The organism is Pseudomonas sp. NPDC087346, assembly GCF_044744235.1.
GTDB lineage: Bacteria > Pseudomonadota > Gammaproteobacteria > Pseudomonadales > Pseudomonadaceae > Aquipseudomonas.
Window position 1 is genome coordinate 17,122 of record NZ_JBIUXX010000003.1, and the last position, 17,242, is coordinate 34,363.

Here is a 17,242-nt window from a genome sequence, read left to right on the forward strand (position 1 = left end):
CGTTTGGGCGGCCTTATGGTCGCCCTTTTTTTGGCTGGAGAGGTTACGGGTATTTCCTTCGAGCATGGAGCACTGTCAGTATTCTGATGTGATCGGTAACCTGATAAACCAGCAGGTAGTTCGGGTTAATCACCATTTCGCGAGTGCCGGGTACTCGGCCGAGGCGAAAGCCATGAGGGATTGAAGAAATCTTTTGTGCTGCCGTTCCCAGCTTGTGGTGCAACGAAACTGCAGCAGGAAAGTTGTACTGTTCTATGAAATTGATGACGTCAGCCAGTTCTTCCAGAGCCTGTTGGCTCCATTTAACCGGCAGCGCGTCGATTCTTGCGATTCTCTTCGATCATCTGATCGAGCATTACCATGGCCTCATCGTGAGGAATGCCTGGACTCGGATCGTCAAGTGCGGCTTGTACTTTGGCGCGATACCAACGGTCATAGCTCGCAGCCTCTTCGTCGGTTTCGAAGTCTGAAACGATGGGTGAAAGTTCGGCGCTCATAATGACCTCCATGATCAATGCCAAGCAGTCTAAGGGGGATAAGGCTCGCTGTCGTCACTGGCAGACGAAGTGCCTGAAGTATCCCGAATGGCCGAAATTAATGCTGTCAGACGTTTCCTTGCCTCGGCTCGGAATTTCAACCGAGGCTGTAGCTATGAACCAAATCTCTTGTAGGAGCTGCGGCACGCTGCGATCTTTTGATCTTTAAAAACAAAAGTCAAAAGATCGCAGCGTGCCGCAGCTCCTACAGGGATTGATGTTGGGTCAGAAGGCGTAGGGGATGCTGACCTTGGCCCAGAGCATGTCGCCCTCAGGCCGGTTTTCCACGTCGAATTCCTTGGCCCAGCGGATCTCCGCGCTGGCGTACTTGAGGAAGGTCAGGTGCAACGCCGGACCAATCGCGAAAACCTGCCCACGCACGCCGTCATCCACATCTTGCCCGGCAAACTGCACCGTGTGACCGAACTGTTTGTCGTCGGTGGTCTGTTTCAGGTAGTAGCCGTTGATACCGAACATCAAATCGTCGGTGATTTTGTAGCTGGCCGAATAATCGAAGTGGAAGATCTGCCCGGACTTGTAGTCGGTGTCCTTGTTCTTCGCGTTGAAGCTGTAGGTGGTCTTAATCGACACTTCGGTTTTATCGGTCGGCAGCCAGGTGAAGGAGAACAGCGGTTTGTAGGTGTAGAAATTGTTGCTGGTGTTGGCCAGCCGATCCACGGCGTATTCACCGGTGGGCACCGTGACTTCGAGGGCAGCGCCGAGGGTCAGGTTCTTGCCCATGTCCCACAGAATGATCGGCGCGACGGTGGTGTCGCCCATGCCCTCGCGGGTATCGCTGGCGCCGTACACCGAGACTTCCTGTTTCAGCCACGGCTGGGCTATGTAACCGGCCAGCCTCCCGCCGAACACGCGCACCGGGCTCAGGTAGTCCAGACGCGGAATCACCGCGGTGGACTCGATATCGACATTCGGCACTTTGCCGCCCAGCGAGCTGATGTTGAGCTTGGTCGACTTGTAATGGTTGTAGTAGAGGTTGAACGCGACCATGTTCTCCGGAAGGCTGTTGACGTCCAGCGGCAACATGAAAAAACCGTCGGTGCCGGGGCCGATATTGTCGACGCCAGCTTCGGTCGCCAGCGCCGGCAGGGATGCGGCGCAACCCATCATCGTCAGGGCCAGGCGCAAGGGGAATGTCGCGCGGTTCGGGTTCATATCCGTCCTCATTATTATTGTGTTTTTTGGGCGCAACGCCGGCACGGAGGATGCTGGCACTATAGAAATAAGCGCTTGGCGCCCAATGGGGCAGGGTATTGGCGGACACATAGGGGGACTTCTGCGGACAGCCCGCAAACCCTGTGCTAACTTCTTTCGACATAACCGGTTACAAAAATAACAATCAAGCGTGCTCCGGAATGTCTACCCCATGAATATCAAAGTCGTCGATCCCACCTACGAACTGGCGCTGGTGTCGCCGTTTCTCCTGCAAACCCTCGCTGAAGTCGCTGAACTCAAAGGCATCCAGCCCGAAAGCCTGTGCCGTGGTCTGGGTTTTACTTTCGAGGATTTGCAGGACCCGGCGCAGCGGATTTCCTACCGTCAGGCCGTGGCGATGATTCAGCGCACGCTGAAAGTGCTGCCCAATCAGGGGCTCGGCTTGTGGGTCGGGGCGCAGAACGTGCTGGGTACCTTGGGTTTGCTCGGCCATGTGTTGTCGCTGTGCAAGACGCTGCGCGATGCGTTTGCCTTGGGCATTCGTCATCAGCACACCTCTGGCGGGATCGTGGTTTCCAGCGTCGATGTGGTGGGCGATCAGGTCCATGTTGATGCCGAATGTCGTCTGCCGTTTGCCGAGGTTCAGGTGTTTGCGGTCGAAGAGTTTTTCGCTAGCCTGCTGGTATACGGGCGGGCTTTGGCGGGGGCGGAGTTCCGGCCGATTGCCGTGGAGTTCGTGCATGCCGCGCCGGATTACCTCAGTGAATATCATCGTTTGCTTGGCACCGAAGTGCGCTTCGGCTGCCTGCACAACCGCATGCTGATCGACGCGCGCTGGCTCGACGTCAACCTGCCCAATCATAATTCTCTGGCGCTGCGTCAGGCGGTCAACTTGCTGGAGCTGGAAGCGGCGCAAGTGCATCAGAAACTGGACCTGATCCAGGCCGTGGAGCGGGCGATCGCTCGGGATCTGAGTTGCGGCAGTCACATCGAAAAGATCGCCGGAGACCTGAACATGAGCAGTCGCACCTTGCGCCGACGGCTGACTGAGCATGCGCTGACGTTTGAAGCTCTGCTGGAGCAAGTGCGTCAGGCGCGGACGATGAGTCTGCTGGCGAATCCGGACATGCCGATTGAACGGATAACCGAGGAAGTCGGTTACAGCGATGTGCGCAGTTTTCGCCGGGCGTTCAAACGCTGGACGGGGATGAGCCCGAGTGCGTGGCGCAATGAGGGGACGGCGTTGGTTTAGAAGCTTCAACCCCACAAACTGTCTGGCTACAGGTAAACTCCGCGCACTTTCCCAAGGAGTTCACATGAGTTATTACCAGCCGGGCATTCTCGCCACCCCCGTTCCGCTGCAAGCACGTCATCTGTTTTTCGCTCTTGAGTCGGTTGAAGCACTGCCGCAAGCGATCGACAACCTGCTGAATCTGGTGGACGGCAAGTCGGCGGTGGTCGGTTTCGGTGAATCCCTGGCCAAGGCCCTCAACGTGCAGATCGAAGGCCTGCGCAGCTTCCCGGCCATGTCCGGTGTCGGCGTGGAAAACCCTTCGACTCAGCACGCGCTGTGGGTGTGGTTGCATGGCGTCGACCGTGGTGACCTGCTCAACCGCTGCAATGCCTTTGAGGCGGCTCTGGCACCGGCATTCAGTCTGGCGCAGATGCAGGAAGCCTTCCGCCACAAGGACGGCCACGACCTGACCGGCTACGAAGACGGCACCGAAAACCCGCACGATGAAGCCGCCATCGCCGCTGCCTTGCAGGGAGAGGGCGCTGAAGGTCTGGTTGGTGGCAGCTTTGCCGCGATCCAGCAATGGCAGCACAACCTCAAAGGTTTCCATGCGCTGTCCGCCGAGGACAAAGACAACATCATGGGCCGTCGTCTGAGCGACAACGAAGAGATCGACGACGCGCCGATCTCCGCCCACGTCAAACGCACCGCGCAGGAAAGCTTTGCCCCTGAGGCGTTCGTTGTTCGTCGTTCGATGCCATGGATCGAAGGTGATCGTGCGGGCCTGATGTTCCTCGCGTTCGGCTTCTCCCTCGATGCATTCGAAGCGCAACTGCGGCGCATGAGCGGTCTGGAAGACGGCATCACCGACGGTCTGTATCGCATCAGCCGGCCTATCACTGGCGGCTACTACTGGTGCCCGCCGCTGAAGGACGGTCACCTGGATCTGCGCGCTCTGCGCATGGGCTAACGCATAAGGAATGACGATGAACTTGGTGCGCTGGGGCATGATCGGTTGTGGCAGCGTCACCGAGCGCAAGAGCGGGCCGGCCTTCTACAAGGCGCCCGGTTCGGCGCTGGTGGCGGTGATGGGCCGGCGTCTTGACGCGGTGACCGATTACGCCGCGCGCCACGGCATCGCGCGGGTTTACACCGATGTCGATGCGCTGATCAACGACCCTGAAGTGGACGCGGTGTACATCGCCACGCCACCTGACAGCCATCACGCCTACAGCCTGAAAGTCGCCGCCGCCGGCAAGCATTGCTGCGTGGAAAAACCGATGTCGCTCAACGTCGGGCAAAGTCGCGAGATGCAGCAGGCGTTCGCCGATGCCGGTTTGCACCTGTTCGTTGCCTACTATCGCCGCTCGTTGCCGCGCTTCCAGCAAGTGCGGCAGTGGCTGGCGCAGGGGCGTATCGGCGAGGTTCGGCACCTGAGCTGGACGCTGACCAAGGCGCCGTCACCGATGGATCTGGACGGCAGGAACAATTGGCGCACCGATCCGGCGGTGGCGGGCGGCGGTTATTTCGCTGATCTTGCCAGTCATGGTTTCGACCTGTTCCAGTACCTGCTCGGCGACATCGTTGAAGTTGCTGGATTCACTGCGCGTCAGGCCGGGTTGTATGCGGCGGAAGACGCGGTCAGCGCCAGTTGGCGGTTTGCCTCCGGGGCGCTGGGGATGGGCTGCTGGAGCTTTGTCGCGGATCGACGCGAGGATCGGGTCGAGATCATCGGCAGTCTTGGGCGCATCAGTTTTTCAGTGTTTGATGAGCATCCGCTGCAACTGTTTGCCGATGAGCAGATCAGCCTGGAAATCCCGCACCACGAGCATATTCAGTGGCATCACGTTATGGGCATGAACGCGCACATCCGTGGCGATTCACAGCATCCGGCAATGGCCGAACAGGCACTGAAAACCGACTGGGTGATGGACCAGATCCTTAAGCGTCACTGAAAATTCCCCCTTTCAGACCCAAACCTGTGGCGAGGGGATTTATCCCCGTTCGGCGGCGCAGCCGTCGCAAATCCAGGCAACCCGGTAGTTCAGAACGCCTGTACTGGCAGGGTTTGGGGCTGCTTCGCAACCCAACGGGGATAAATCCCCTCACCACAAAAGCCAGCTCAACCTGCATCTAAGGTTATGCCCATTCGGTATTTCTCAAACTTGTCATAACGTCTCTAAGATCACGTCATAACTCGTTATAACAAGTGATCCCCTGATGACCGATAACGTTCTCTCCCTCAGCAGCGTTCCGCTGCACACCCAACTGCGCGACGTCCTGCGTGCGCGCATTCTTGACGGCGAATACCCGCAAGACAGTCAGATGCCCTCGGAAAGCGAGCTTGGCACGCTGTTCAAAGTCAGCCGCATCACCGTGCGCCAGGCCTTGGGTGATCTGCAAAAAGAAGGGCTGATCTTCAAGATCCACGGCAAAGGCACTTTCGTCGCCAAGCCCAAGACCTTCCAAAACGTCAGCAGCCTGCAAGGCCTCGCCGAGTCGATGACCGGTCGCGGTTACGAGGTGATCAACCGTCTGCGCAGTTTCAAATTCATCGCGGCGGACAAACGCGTCGCCGAGCGTCTGCAAGTCGCCGAAGGCGAAACCGTGGCGCAGATCAAACGCGTTCGGCTGATCAACCGCGAGCCGATCTCGCTGGAAATTACCTATCTGCCCAAAGCCATCGGCGAGCGTCTGGAGAAGGCCGATCTGGTCACCCGCGACATCTTCCTGATCCTCGAAAACGACTGCGGCATCGCCCTCGGCCATGCTGATCTGGCCATCGATGCGGTACTCGCCGACAGCGACCTGACTCAGGCGCTGAATGTCGAGGCGGGCTCGCCGATCATGCGCATCGAACGCCTGACCCACGACGCCAACGGCCAGCCACTGGACTTCGAACACCTTTACTACCGTGGCGATGCGTTCCAGTACCGCCTGCGGATCGACCGGCAAAAAGGGGCGTAAAGATGACTCGCAACACCCTCGAACAGGAATACGACATCGTCGTCATCGGCGGTGGCACCGCTGGCCCGATGGCGGCGATCAAGGCCAAAGAGAAGAACCGCGATCTGCGCGTGTTGCTGGTCGACAAGGCCAACGTCAAACGCAGCGGCGCGATCAGCATGGGCATGGATGGCCTCAACAACGCGATCATTCCCGGGCATTCCACGCCGGAGCAGTACACCAAGGAAATCACCATCGCCAACGACGGCATCGTCAATCAGGCGGCGGTGTACGCCTACGCAACCCACAGCTTTGAAACCATCGAGCAACTCGACCGCTGGGGCGTGAAGTTCGAGAAGGATGAAACCGGCGATTACGCGGTGAAGAAAGTCCATCACATGGGCGCCTACGTGCTGCCGATGCCGGAAGGGCACGACATCAAAAAGGTTCTTTATCGTCAGTTGAAACGCGCGCGGGTGAGCATCACCAATCGGTTGGTCTGCACGCGCTTGCTGACCGACGAGGAGGGCACGGTCAACGGCGTGATGGGCTTCGATTGCCGCACCGCCGATTTCCATGTGATCAAGGCCAAGGCAGTGATTCTGGCGTGCGGCGCGGCCGGGCGCCTCGGTTTGCCGTCCTCGGGTTACTTGATGGGCACCTACGAAAACCCGACCAATGCCGGCGACGGCTACGCCATGGCCTATCACGCCGGGGCCGAACTGGCGAACCTCGAATGCTTCCAGATCAATCCGTTGATCAAGGATTACAACGGCCCGGCCTGCGCCTACGTCACCGGCCCCTTGGGTGGCTACACCGCGAACAACAAGGGTGAACGCTTCATCGAGTGCGACTACTGGAGCGGGCAGATGATGTGGGAGTTTCACCAGGAACTGGAAAGCGGCAACGGCCCGGTGTTCCTCAAACTCGATCACCTGGCCGAGGAAACCATCCAGAACATCGAAGAGATTTTGCACAGCAACGAGCGCCCTAGTCGTGGCCAGTTTCACGCCAATCGTGGCACCGATTACCGCACGCAGATGGTCGAGATGCACATCTCCGAAATCGGTTTTTGCAGCGGGCATTCGGCGTCCGGCGTATGGGTCAACGAACGCGCCGAGACTTCGGTGAAAGGCTTGTACTCGGCAGGCGACATGGCGGCGGTGCCGCACAACTACATGCTTGGCGCGTTCACCTACGGCTGGTTTGCCGGGCATAACGCCGCTGATTTTGTCGCTGACCGCGAGTTCTCCGCGCTGGATGCCAAGCAGGTCGAAACCGAAAAGGCCCGGGTCTACGCGCCACTGGATCGCGAGCACGGCCTGCCGCCCGCGCAGGTCGAATACAAACTGCGACGGTTCGTGAACGACTACCTGCAACCGCCGAAAGTGACCAAAAAAATGCAGATCGGCCTGCAACGCTTCAGCGACATCGAGCGTGACCTCGACCAGGTGAAGGCCAACAACGCCCACGAACTGATGCGCGCCATGGAAACCAGCGTGATCCGCGACTGCGCCGAAATGGCCGCCCGCGCTTCGTTGTTTCGCGCTGAAAGCCGCTGGGGTTTGTACCACTATCGCGTCGATCACCCGCAACGCGACGACGCAGAATGGTTCTGCCATTGCCATTTGAAGAAGGGCGATGACGGTCAAATGACCAGTTTCAAGAAAGCCGTCGAGCCTTACATCATCCCGCTCGATGCCGAAGAAATGCAGGCCTACGACCGCTTGCGCGTTGGCGCCTTCGCCGCGTGATGCATCACTGACAGAGAGCCCGAACCATGGCCTATCAAGCCCAGGAAATCTTCTTCCGCTCCAACGCCCCGGTCACCGTGGACGAGGACAAATGCATTGCCGAAAAGGGCTGCACCGTGTGCGTCGACGTCTGCCCGATGGACCTGCTGGCGATTAATCCAGCTACGCAAAAGGCCTACATGGCGTTCGACGAGTGCTGGTACTGCATGCCGTGTGAAAAGGATTGCCCGACAGGCGCGGTGAAAGTCGAAATCCCCTATCTCCTGCGTTGACTCTAAGGACGCCATCGCTGGCAAGCCAGCTCCCACAGGGATTTGCAGCGGGGCTTGGATTCATAGACACCAGAGAAACCTGTGGGAGCTGGCTTGCCAGCGATGAGGCCCACCCAGACAACATAAAAAGCCATCCGCAAACACCGGACGCTCGATTCAAAGACACCCCTCGTTTCCCACCGCGCCCTGATCGTGGCGGAGACGAACATCCAATAAATGATTCGAGGGGAAACAACCATGTTGCGTGCAGCAATCGCCGGTCTGGTACTGGCATCGTTCAGTTTGTCGGCCTCGGCCGAAACCATCCGCATCGCCATCGGCACCCAGGACACCACCATCAACTGCGCCGCGGGCGGTCTGTTGATCCGTGAACTCGGCCTGCTCGACAAATACCTGCCGCACGACGGCCAATACAAAGACGCCCAATACGACGTCCAGTGGAAAAACTTCACCAGTGGCGCGCCGCTGACCAACGAGATGGTCGCCGGCAAACTCGACTTCGGCGCGATGGCCGATTTCCCCGGCGCCTTCAACGGCGTGGCGTTTGAAACGGCGGGCAAACACAGCCTGTTTATCAGCGTGTTGTCGGGCAGTATCAAGGGCAGCGGCAACGGCATTGTGGTGCCGAGCGCGTCGAGCGTGCAGTCGCTGAGCGAACTCAAGGGCAAGACCATTTCCGTGCCGTTCGCCTCCACTGCGCACGGCATGTTGTTGCGGGCGGTGGCGGCGCAGGGCTGGGACCCGCTCAAGGACGTGAACATCATTGCCCAGCCGCCGGAAGTCGCCGGCTCGGCGTTGCAGGCCGGCAAGATCGACGCGCACGCCGACTTCGTGCCGTTCGCCGAACTGTTCCCCAGCCGTGGTTTCGCTCGCAAGATTTACGACGGTGCCCAGGCCAATGCGCCGACTTTCCACGGTGCGCTAGTGGATCAGGCCTATGCGAAGAAATACCCGGAAATCGTCGTCGCCTATCTGCGTGCGAGCATCGAAGCCAATCAATTGCTGGCGGCGGAGCCTGAGAAGTACAGCGAGCTGATCGCCAAAGTCACTGGCGTCGATGCCGAGGTCAATTACCTGTTCCACGGCCCGCTCGGCGTGCAGACCCGCGACCTGAGCTGGAAACCGGAATACCGTCAGGCTGTGGGCACTGCAATAGATACGTTGAAGCTGTTGAAGAAAGCCGATCGCGGACTGGATCTGAACAACTTTATCGACGATCAATACATTCGTGCGGCGTTCAAGGCTTCGAAACTCGACTACACGGCGCAATTGGCTGATTACGCGCAAACGCCTCTGAAAGCCGTGGATGCGGCCACCGGTAAGCCGATCAGCGACTTCAGCCATGTCACCGAGATTTGGGTGCGCGGCGAAGACAAGGTGCGCCAGTACGCCTCGGCTGAATCGGCGTTCACCGCGTTGGCCGGCCTCAAGCAGGAAGGCAAAACCATTCGTGCGGTGTATGCGCAGGCCGGTGACAGCGGGATCAAATTGCTGGCGGAGCAGGCGTGGTTTGCCAGTGATGCCAAGGGCCGTTTGAGTGCATTCCTGCTCAAGGGCCAGGCCCAGCAATATGCGGCGGCGCAGGGCGGCAAGGTCTTCGACTTCACCGACGCCACGACCCAGGCCGTGACCGCCCGCTGATTTTGAACGCGCCATATTCCCCTGTGGGAGCGGGCTTGCCCGCGATGGCGGACTTACATTCGGCAAAAATGTTGGATGTACCGGCCTCATCGCGGGCAAGCCCGCTCCCACAGGGTTCTGGTATTGAGGAAGAACTATGCTCACATCCATTACACGTTGGGGATCAAGGACAGCCTCGCTGCTGCTCTGCCTGCTGTTCTGGCAACTCGCCGCCAGCCACCACTGGAATCTTGGCCTGGTCACCTTCGCCAACGTTCCCACCCCCGTGGCCGTCATTGAAGCCGCACTCGGCCTCGGCGACTCCGGCAAGCTCGCCCAACACCTGACCAGCAGTCTCAGCCGGGTCTTCGCCGGATACCTTGCCGCACTGATCATCGGCATCGCACTTGGCCTGGCCATCGGCCGCTCGAAGTGGGCCGAAGACCTGCTGCTGCCTCCGCTGGAAGTGCTACGCCCGATCCCGGCCGTGGCATGGATTCCACTGGCGATCCTGATGTTCCCGTCGTCCGAGCTGTCGATGGTGTTCATCACCTTCACCGGCGCGCTGTTCCCGATCCTGCTTAACACCGTGCACGGCGTTGAAGGCGTTGACCCGCGTCTGATCGCCTCGGCCAGAAGCCTCGGGGCAGGGCGGCGGGCGGTCTTGCTGGAAGTGATTCTGCCGGGTGCCGCGCCGAGCATCATTACCGGCCTGGCCATCGGCATGGGCACCTCGTGGTTCTGTCTGGTGACCGCCGAAATGATCTCCGGCCAGTTCGGCATCGGCTACTACACCTGGGAGTCCTACACCATTCAGAACTACGCCGACATCGTCGTCGGCATGTTGCTGATCGGCGTTTTGGGCATGGGCAGTAGCCTGTTGATCAAACGCCTCGGCGGGCTGTTCACGCCGTGGCATCGCCCACGAGGAAAAGCCTGATGACTGCGATGCAAACCCCGGAAGGGCGGATCGATATCCGTCAATTGTCCATCGTGCTTGGCGAGGGCCAGCAAGCGTTCGAAGCGTTGCAAGCGCTGGATTGCCAGATCGAACCGGGACAGTTCGTGTGCATTCTCGGCCCGTCCGGTTGCGGTAAGTCGACATTGCTCGGCGCCCTGGCCGGTCACCTGCAAGCGCATGCCGGCAGCCTCAAGGTTGATGGCAGCGAAGTGTCCGGGCCGTCACCGCAGCGCGGCATGGTCTTTCAGCACCACACGTTGTTCCCGTGGCGCACGGTGCGCGACAACGTCGCTTTCGGTCTGAAGATGCGCGGTATCGGCAAGACCGAACGCCATCGCGCCGCTGATGAAATCCTCGCGCTGGTCGGTCTCGACGGCTTTGCCGAACGCTGGCCCGATCAGCTATCGGGCGGCATGCAGCAACGGGTCGAAATCGCCCGGGTGCTGGTCAATCGTCCGCGCCTGTTGCTGATGGACGAGCCGTTCGGCGCGCTGGATGCACTGACCCGACTGAACATGCAGGAACTGCTGCTGGACATCTGGACGCGCATCCGCACCACCGTGGTGTTCGTCACGCATGACATCGACGAGGCGCTGTTTCTCGCCGACCGCTTGCTGGTGATGAGTGCACGACCGGGGCGAATTATCGAAGACCTGCGCCTCGACTTTCCTCGTCCGCGCACCACCGAACTGGTCACCAGCGCCGAGTTCTCGCGCCTCAAACGCCATTGCCTCGACCTGCTGCGCCACGACAACGACCGGCCGCTGCCACGCTTGAATCCGCTCGGCCTGCCTCCTGAAAACCCTTTGCCGCGATTTGCCCTATGACCTCATTTTTTGCTGTGACCGATAACACCGAGATTCTTGCCCTGCAACCGCGTCTGATGGCCGAGGACGCTGGAGTACGGCGCATCGCCCTGATCGATCTGGCCGACCTCGAAGAACCGGACGGCTTGCTGTGGCTGGTCGAACGTTTAGCGCACGATCCTGCCGAAGAAGTTCGTACCGAAGCGGCGCGGTTGCTGGAGGCCTGGGAGGACGAGCCAGTGGTCGAGGCCTTGTGTCAGGCCCTGACTGATCCGGCCCCGGCGGTACAAGCCGCCGCTGCGCAGAGCCTGAGCCTGCTCAAGACTGAAGCGGCGGGCGTGGTGATTCTGCCGTGGACCGCGCACGCCGAAGTCGCGGTGCGGATCGCCGCGTTCCGGGCCTTGCGCGAATTGCGCTTTGCCGATGCGGCGCCTGCTGCGCTGCTGGCGTTGAACGATACCGATGCCAGCGTGCGCCGCGAAGCTGTCGGCGTGCTTGGCTGGCTCAAACAGCTCGACGCCTTGCCGGCGCTGGCACGTCTGGCCAGTGATGACCCTGACACTGACGTGCGTCGCGCCGCCACCGGTGCGCTGGGTCTGGCGTCCGGCGCCGAAGTGCTGCCGGCGCTGCGTCAGGCTTTGCAGGATTCGGCATGGCAGGTGCGCGAAGAAGCGGCGACGACGCTGGGCAAGGTCGGCCACGTCGATGCTGGCCCGGCACTGGTCGAAGCACTGGCCGATGATTACTGGCAAGTCCGCTTGCGTGCCACCCGCAGCCTCGGTCGTTTGCGTTTCGCCCCGGCACTGCAAGCGCTGATCGAAACCCTGAGCCATCGCATCAGCAATCTGCGCAAGGAAGCGGCGCTGGCACTGGGTGAATTGAATGATCGCGGCGCGGTGGCGGCGTTGCAGGCAGCGGCAGATGACGGCGATCCGGAAGTGCGCAAAGCCGTGCGCATCGCCTTGAGTCAGTTGCAATGAACCCGCTATCGGTCGCCAACTCGCAAAGCGAGAAAACCCTGCGCCTGAGCTGGCCGGACGGTCGCGAATCGGTACTCAATCACGCAGAACTGCGCCGTCAGTGTCCGTGCTCACAATGCCGCGCATTTCGCCTGTGTGGTTCGACGCCGATGGTTGATGAGCGAGTGCGGATAATCGAACTCAACCCGCAGGGTTATGGCCTGCAACTGGTATTCAGCGATGGCCACGAACGCGGAATCTACCCGTGGCCCTTCCTGGAAAACCTCAATCCCTGATCCACCAAAATCCCCTGTAGGAGCTGCGGCACGCTGCGATCTTTTGATCTTGTTTTTACAGGCAGAATCAAAAGATCGCAGCGTGCCGCAGCTCCTACAGGGATTTGTGGTTGTCGGTTATTGCGCGGCGGTCATGGCTGGGCGGCAGCCGTGGAAGATGTCCAGCCCCGGCTGATACAGCGAGGTTTTTACTTCGAACAATCCAAGCACCGAATGAAACAGGTTGTCATGGCTCAGATCCGCGTCATCACGCTTGCCTTGCAGACAACCCCGATCAATCCCTTCATGGGTCAACGTACTTTCACCAAACCACATCACCATCGGCACATGCGTCTGCGCCTCGGGCGCCAATGCATACGGCGCGGCATGCAGGTACAGACCGTTTTCACCCAGTGATTCGCCATGATCGGAAACGTAGACCATCGAAGTGTCGAGGTTGTCCTGATTGCGCTTGAGCAACTCGATCACCTTGGCCAGGAAATGGTCGGTATAGAGGATGGTGTTGTCGTACACATTCACCAGTTCATCACGGATGCAACTGCCCAGTTGATTGGTGTGGCAGATCGGTTTGAAGCGCTCCAGCGTTTGCGGATAGCGCTCGTAATACTCCGGGCCGTGGCTGCCGTCGGCGTGCAGGACGATGATCGCGTGGCCTTTCAGGCTGTCGATATAGGCCTGCAGATCGGCCAGCAGCGCCTCGTCGAGGCAGTTATTGCCGTCGCAAAACGGCCCCGGCTGATTCTTCGCGATATCACGGTGCGGCACGCGCAGGCAGGTGCCTTTGCAGTCGCTGTTGTTGTCCAGCCACAGCACTTGCACGCCGGCCCGTTGCAGGATGTCGAGCAGGCCTTCGTAGGTTTTGCCTTTCTTGTCGCTGTAATCCTCACGCGGGAACATCGAGAACATGCACGGCACCGACACCGCCGTCGACGTGCCGCAGGAATGCACTTTACTGAAGTTGAGGATATCGAGCTTGCTCAGTTCGGGATTGGTCTCGCGTTCGTAACCGTTCAGCGAGAAGTGATCGGCGCGGGCGGTTTCGCCAACCACAAAGACCATCAGCGATTTCTTCTCGCGGCTGGCGGCTTTGGCGCTCATCACCGCGTCTTCACCGATGGCCTGCACCACGAAGTGCTTTTTGATCCCCAGACGCTGCTTGGTGTACTTGCTGATCGCGTAGATGTAGTTGGTCGGGTTAATGAAGTGGGTGAGCTTGTCTTCCTGACGGAAGATCGGCGCGTAGGTGGAATAGAACGCAGCCACCGAAGCAGCAATCACTAGCACGCAGGCGATGATCACCAGCACCTTGTTCAGCAGCCCGCGAAAGAACGGTCGATAACTCACCGGCCAGCGCCAGATCAACACCGCCGGCAGCACGCCGAGCAGCAGCAGGTAAGTCAGCAGTTTGCCGCTGAACAGCGCCGTGGCTTCCGCCGGGTTGGTTTCGAAGACGTTCTGGATCATCACTGTATCGATGGTGATCCCGTATTCGTTCATGAAATACGCCGCGCAGGCCGAGAGCAGGGCGACGACGGTGAGCGCCGGTTTCAGCGTCCACTTGAACGACACCAGCGTCAGCAGCAGGGTAATGGCGGCCCACAGAAACAGTGCGAAGGAAGCAAAAAACGCCAGTTTGTGCGCGCCTTGCAGGGTGATCAACGTACCGAGCGCCTTCCAGGTCGCCAGGTTGTACAACGCCACCAATGCCAAAGAAAACAGCAGCACCAGTCGGGTAGGAGTGATGGACGGTAAACGCAGTCCTTTGCCCAAAGCCATTCAAAACGTTCCTCTACTGAGATAGAAAACACACGCGATTACGCGCGTAACTGTAGAAGAACGTTAGTAAAAATTCTGTAAACATCCAGTAACAATCACCCGCATCCGAATGCGGCCCTTGTAGGAGCTGCGGCACGCTGCGATCTTTTGATCTTGTTTTTACAAGCAGAATCAAAAGATCGCAGCGTGCCGCAGCTCCTACCAGGGATTGTGGTGCTTCAGAAAGATTTGTTGATGCTCGCCACCAGCGTCGCGCTGCACACATCCTTGTAGCCCCAGTTGCTCTGGCACTCGGTTTTTGAGACGTCGGTATCGATATAGCTCAACCCCAGCACCACCCCGGCCAGGTTGTGCGTGACTTTGACTTCCCACTCGCGGTAGGACGCATCGCCGTGACCGGATGATGAGTACATGTGCGGGTCCTTGAAGTCCATATTGCCGTAACGCAGTTTCAGCCCTGATTCGAAGGGCAATTCGGTTTCATAACCGATGTAGCTGTACATCGAACTTTGCTTGCTGTCTTCGCCCGGCGCATCGCTGGAATAGTACGCGCCGAGTTTCACCCCGTAGGCGCCGAGAATGCCGTAGACCTCGCTCTGGTTGAACTGACTTTCCTTGGGGTAGGCGTATTTGATGTAGCCCAGATCGAGACTGACCGCTTCGGTCGCCTGCCACAGCCAGCCGGCGTAGTAATCGACTTCCTGACGGGTTTTCAGATCGCCGCCGAAATCGACGTTGGAACTCCAGGCGCCGATGTACAGACCGCTGCTGTGCGCCAGGGTCAAACCGGCTTGTGCGGCGGGGTCGTTGAGGGTCTGCGAGATGCCGCGAGTGCGGTAATCGCTGGCCAGGGTCAAGTCCACCGCCACCGAGAAGTCATCGTTCAAGGGCACGGCGTAGCTGCTCAAGGGCAGCAGACTCAAGGAAGTCAGGGCGAACAGGGGCAAGGCTTTCATGTGAAGTCCCATTGTTGTGATTGTTATTGGGCAGAAAGAAAAACTGTAGGAGTGAGCCTGCTCGCGATAGCGGTGGATCAGTCGACATCATCGCTGGATGTCATACCGCTTTCGCGAGCAAGCCCGCTCCCACAAGGGGATCATTATTGTTATTGGGCGGCGGTGTAGACCTGACGGCCGCCGAACCAGGTTTGCAGGACCTGGGTGTCATGCAGGGCTTTGTTATCGACGCTGAACACGTCGCGGTCGACCACGATGAAGTCAGCCTGTTTGCCCGGTGTCAGCGAACCGATCTGCTTGTCCAGGCCAATGGTCCGCGCCGCGTTGACGGTGTAGGCGTAGAACATGGTCTCGCGGTCCAGACGTTCATCGGCGTTGAGCACGCCCAGCGGGCCGACGCGGGTAATGGCCTGGGCCATGGCGTTGAACGGATTCGGCGAGGACACCGGCCAGTCACTGGCACCGGCAATGGTCGCGCCCTGTTTGAGCAGCGAATGCGCCGGATATTGATAACGGAAGGCGAGGGCGCTGACGTAGGGCTTGATCATGTCGGTGGTGTAGTCGTCGGCGCTGGCCCACAGCAATTGCATCGACGCGATCACGTTCAGCGGTTTGAACCGGGCGAACTCTTTCGGATTGACCATTTGCAGGTGAGTGATCGAGTGGGTAATGCCGCTCTGCCGATCCTTGCGCGCCTGAGCGATGCCGTTCAGTGATTCACGCACCGCGCGGTCGCCGATGGCGTGGATGTGCACCAGCCAGCCACGCTGGTCGATGGCGCTGACCAGTTCACCGAAATGTGCAGGATCGATCAGCAACTCGCCCTGTTTGTGCGAGTTGCTGTACGGATCGATCATCGCTGCGCTCTGCGCCGGGAATTCAATCACACCGTCGGCGAAGATCTTGATCCCCGGCAGCGTCAGATTGGGAATGCCCTGAAACTGCTGGCGCACTTTGTCGAGCGTATCGAGGTCGGCGGGCACGCTTTTCGAATTTGCCACCAGCAGCGCCGCAACGTGGACGCTCATCTGGCCGCTTTCCGACAGCGCCTTGTAGGCCGGCAGCACGCCGACGGTTTTCTCGGTGGGTTTGAGGGCGAATACCGGTTCGCCCGGCGCGGCGTTGGCGGCGGGGTCCATCCACGCCGTGATGCCCAGGCTGTTGTTGTAACGCACCGCCGATTGCGCGGCTTTCAACATGTCGGCGGGGCTTGGCACCGGCATTTTCGAGGCGACGCGATCCCATCCGGCATCCACTACAAAGCCATTGGGCTCGCCGTTGGCCAGTTTGCCGATGGTGTCTTTTTCAGCGTCCGGCAGGTTTTTCAGAAGCGCTGCATCAACGCCCGAGCGCTTGAGCATGGTGTTGTTGGCCCACGCCGTGTGGTGGTCGCTGCCGATAAACACCACCGGCACGCTGGCCCATTCGCCATTGTTGAAGGTTTTGCCCAAGGCCTCGGCCTGCGCCCAATACGCCGAACTCATGCCGGCGATGCTGAGCACGTCGCCATGTTTGGCCTTGCCGTCTTCACGCCAGGCACGCAGGCGTTTTTCCAGTTCGGCGAGTGCGACGACTTCGTCTTCCATATTCGCCGAGACCATTTCCAGTCCGCCGAAAATCGCGTGGGAATGGCTGTCGATCAGGCCGGGCATCAACGCCTTGCCGCCGAGGTCGATCACTTGGGTGCCGGGGCCGATCAAGGCTTTGATCTGCGCGTCGGTGCCGACTTTCAGCACCTTGCCGTTCTCCACGGCCAGGGCTTGAACCTTGGGGTGAGCGCGGTCGGCAGTAAAAATCTTGCCATTGAGCAGCACCAGATCGGTGGCGGCCATGGCTTCCATCGAGGCAAAACTTACAGCGACTACCAACAGACTCGGGATGAATCTTTTCATTGAAGATTTCCTTGTTATTGCGTCTGATGGCGAGATTAGTGACTGTCAGCGCCTGACAGAA

General features: G+C 59.5%; 17 protein-coding genes. 11 read left to right on the plus strand and 6 right to left on the minus strand.

The window, feature by feature from the left end; all coding sequences use genetic code 11:
- Nucleotides 1-43: 43 nt before the first annotated feature.
- The 3 genes from ACIOZM_RS02750 to ACIOZM_RS02760 form a co-directional block, all read right to left on the minus strand.
- Complete coding sequence (locus ACIOZM_RS02750) at nucleotides 44-331, minus strand: type II toxin-antitoxin system RelE/ParE family toxin (RefSeq protein ID WP_401209688.1); 288 nt, start codon at nucleotides 329-331, stop codon at nucleotides 44-46.
- The gene (locus ACIOZM_RS02755; RefSeq protein ID WP_401209282.1) at nucleotides 303-497 is read right to left on the minus strand and encodes a stability determinant; all 195 of its coding nucleotides are present in this window, start codon (nucleotides 495-497) and stop codon (nucleotides 303-305) included. The genes ACIOZM_RS02750 and ACIOZM_RS02755 overlap by 29 nt, the downstream gene beginning before the upstream one ends.
- Before the next feature lie 264 nt (nucleotides 498-761).
- Nucleotides 762-1,709, minus strand: a complete 948-nt coding sequence (locus ACIOZM_RS02760; RefSeq protein WP_401209284.1) for a transporter — start codon at nucleotides 1,707-1,709, stop codon at nucleotides 762-764.
- Between the two features lie 211 nt (nucleotides 1,710-1,920).
- Between ACIOZM_RS02760 and ACIOZM_RS02765 the strand changes: the two genes are divergently transcribed.
- From ACIOZM_RS02765 to ACIOZM_RS02815, 11 genes are all read left to right on the plus strand, one after another.
- The gene (locus ACIOZM_RS02765; protein ID WP_401209286.1) at nucleotides 1,921-2,961 is read left to right on the plus strand and encodes an AraC family transcriptional regulator; all 1,041 of its coding nucleotides are present in this window, start codon (nucleotides 1,921-1,923) and stop codon (nucleotides 2,959-2,961) included.
- A 64-nt stretch (nucleotides 2,962-3,025) separates the two neighbouring features.
- On the plus strand, nucleotides 3,026-3,913 hold the full coding sequence (locus tag ACIOZM_RS02770; RefSeq protein WP_401209289.1) for a Dyp-type peroxidase: 888 nt from the start codon (nucleotides 3,026-3,028) through the stop codon (nucleotides 3,911-3,913).
- A 16-nt stretch (nucleotides 3,914-3,929) separates the two neighbouring features.
- Nucleotides 3,930-4,898: a Gfo/Idh/MocA family protein gene (locus ACIOZM_RS02775; RefSeq protein ID WP_401209291.1), complete on the plus strand. Its 969-nt coding sequence runs from the start codon at nucleotides 3,930-3,932 to the stop codon at nucleotides 4,896-4,898.
- Nucleotides 4,899-5,163: 265 nt separating this feature from the next.
- Entirely contained in the window at nucleotides 5,164-5,910 is a 747-nt protein-coding gene (locus ACIOZM_RS02780) for a GntR family transcriptional regulator (protein ID WP_401209294.1), read from the plus strand.
- Between the two features lie 2 nt (nucleotides 5,911-5,912).
- The gene (locus ACIOZM_RS02785; protein ID WP_401209295.1) at nucleotides 5,913-7,643 is read left to right on the plus strand and encodes a fumarate reductase/succinate dehydrogenase flavoprotein subunit; all 1,731 of its coding nucleotides are present in this window, start codon (nucleotides 5,913-5,915) and stop codon (nucleotides 7,641-7,643) included.
- Nucleotides 7,644-7,669: 26 nt separating this feature from the next.
- Nucleotides 7,670-7,915 (plus strand): ferredoxin family protein, encoded by a 246-nt coding sequence (locus ACIOZM_RS02790; RefSeq protein WP_007959413.1) that lies wholly within the window; start codon nucleotides 7,670-7,672, stop codon nucleotides 7,913-7,915.
- A gap of 237 nt (nucleotides 7,916-8,152) precedes the next feature.
- Nucleotides 8,153-9,556: an ABC transporter substrate-binding protein gene (locus ACIOZM_RS02795; protein WP_401209297.1), complete on the plus strand. Its 1,404-nt coding sequence runs from the start codon at nucleotides 8,153-8,155 to the stop codon at nucleotides 9,554-9,556.
- A gap of 136 nt (nucleotides 9,557-9,692) precedes the next feature.
- Complete coding sequence (locus ACIOZM_RS02800; RefSeq protein WP_401209300.1) at nucleotides 9,693-10,475, plus strand: ABC transporter permease; 783 nt, start codon at nucleotides 9,693-9,695, stop codon at nucleotides 10,473-10,475.
- On the plus strand, nucleotides 10,475-11,323 hold the full coding sequence (locus ACIOZM_RS02805) for an ABC transporter ATP-binding protein (protein ID WP_401209303.1): 849 nt from the start codon (nucleotides 10,475-10,477) through the stop codon (nucleotides 11,321-11,323). The genes ACIOZM_RS02800 and ACIOZM_RS02805 overlap by 1 nt, the downstream gene beginning before the upstream one ends.
- Nucleotides 11,320-12,282 carry a HEAT repeat domain-containing protein gene (locus ACIOZM_RS02810; RefSeq protein WP_401209306.1) on the plus strand — a complete coding sequence of 321 codons (963 nt, stop codon included), beginning with the start codon at nucleotides 11,320-11,322 and terminating at the stop codon, nucleotides 12,280-12,282. Before ACIOZM_RS02805 ends, ACIOZM_RS02810 begins: the two co-directional genes overlap by 4 nt.
- Nucleotides 12,279-12,557 carry a DUF971 domain-containing protein gene (locus tag ACIOZM_RS02815; protein ID WP_401209308.1) on the plus strand — a complete coding sequence of 93 codons (279 nt, stop codon included), beginning with the start codon at nucleotides 12,279-12,281 and terminating at the stop codon, nucleotides 12,555-12,557. Before ACIOZM_RS02810 ends, ACIOZM_RS02815 begins: the two co-directional genes overlap by 4 nt.
- Nucleotides 12,558-12,674: 117 nt before the next feature.
- On the opposite strand, the gene ACIOZM_RS02820 is transcribed toward ACIOZM_RS02815, so the two are convergent.
- From ACIOZM_RS02820 to ACIOZM_RS02830, 3 genes are all read right to left on the minus strand, one after another.
- On the minus strand, nucleotides 12,675-14,333 hold the full coding sequence (locus ACIOZM_RS02820) for a phosphoethanolamine transferase (protein ID WP_401209310.1): 1,659 nt from the start codon (nucleotides 14,331-14,333) through the stop codon (nucleotides 12,675-12,677).
- A 218-nt stretch (nucleotides 14,334-14,551) separates the two neighbouring features.
- Nucleotides 14,552-15,289: a TorF family putative porin gene (locus ACIOZM_RS02825; RefSeq protein ID WP_401209312.1), complete on the minus strand. Its 738-nt coding sequence runs from the start codon at nucleotides 15,287-15,289 to the stop codon at nucleotides 14,552-14,554.
- A gap of 149 nt (nucleotides 15,290-15,438) precedes the next feature.
- Nucleotides 15,439-17,181, minus strand: coding sequence for an amidohydrolase (locus ACIOZM_RS02830; RefSeq protein WP_401209315.1), 1,743 nt, complete (start codon nucleotides 17,179-17,181; stop codon nucleotides 15,439-15,441).
- Nucleotides 17,182-17,242 lie beyond the last annotated feature (61 nt).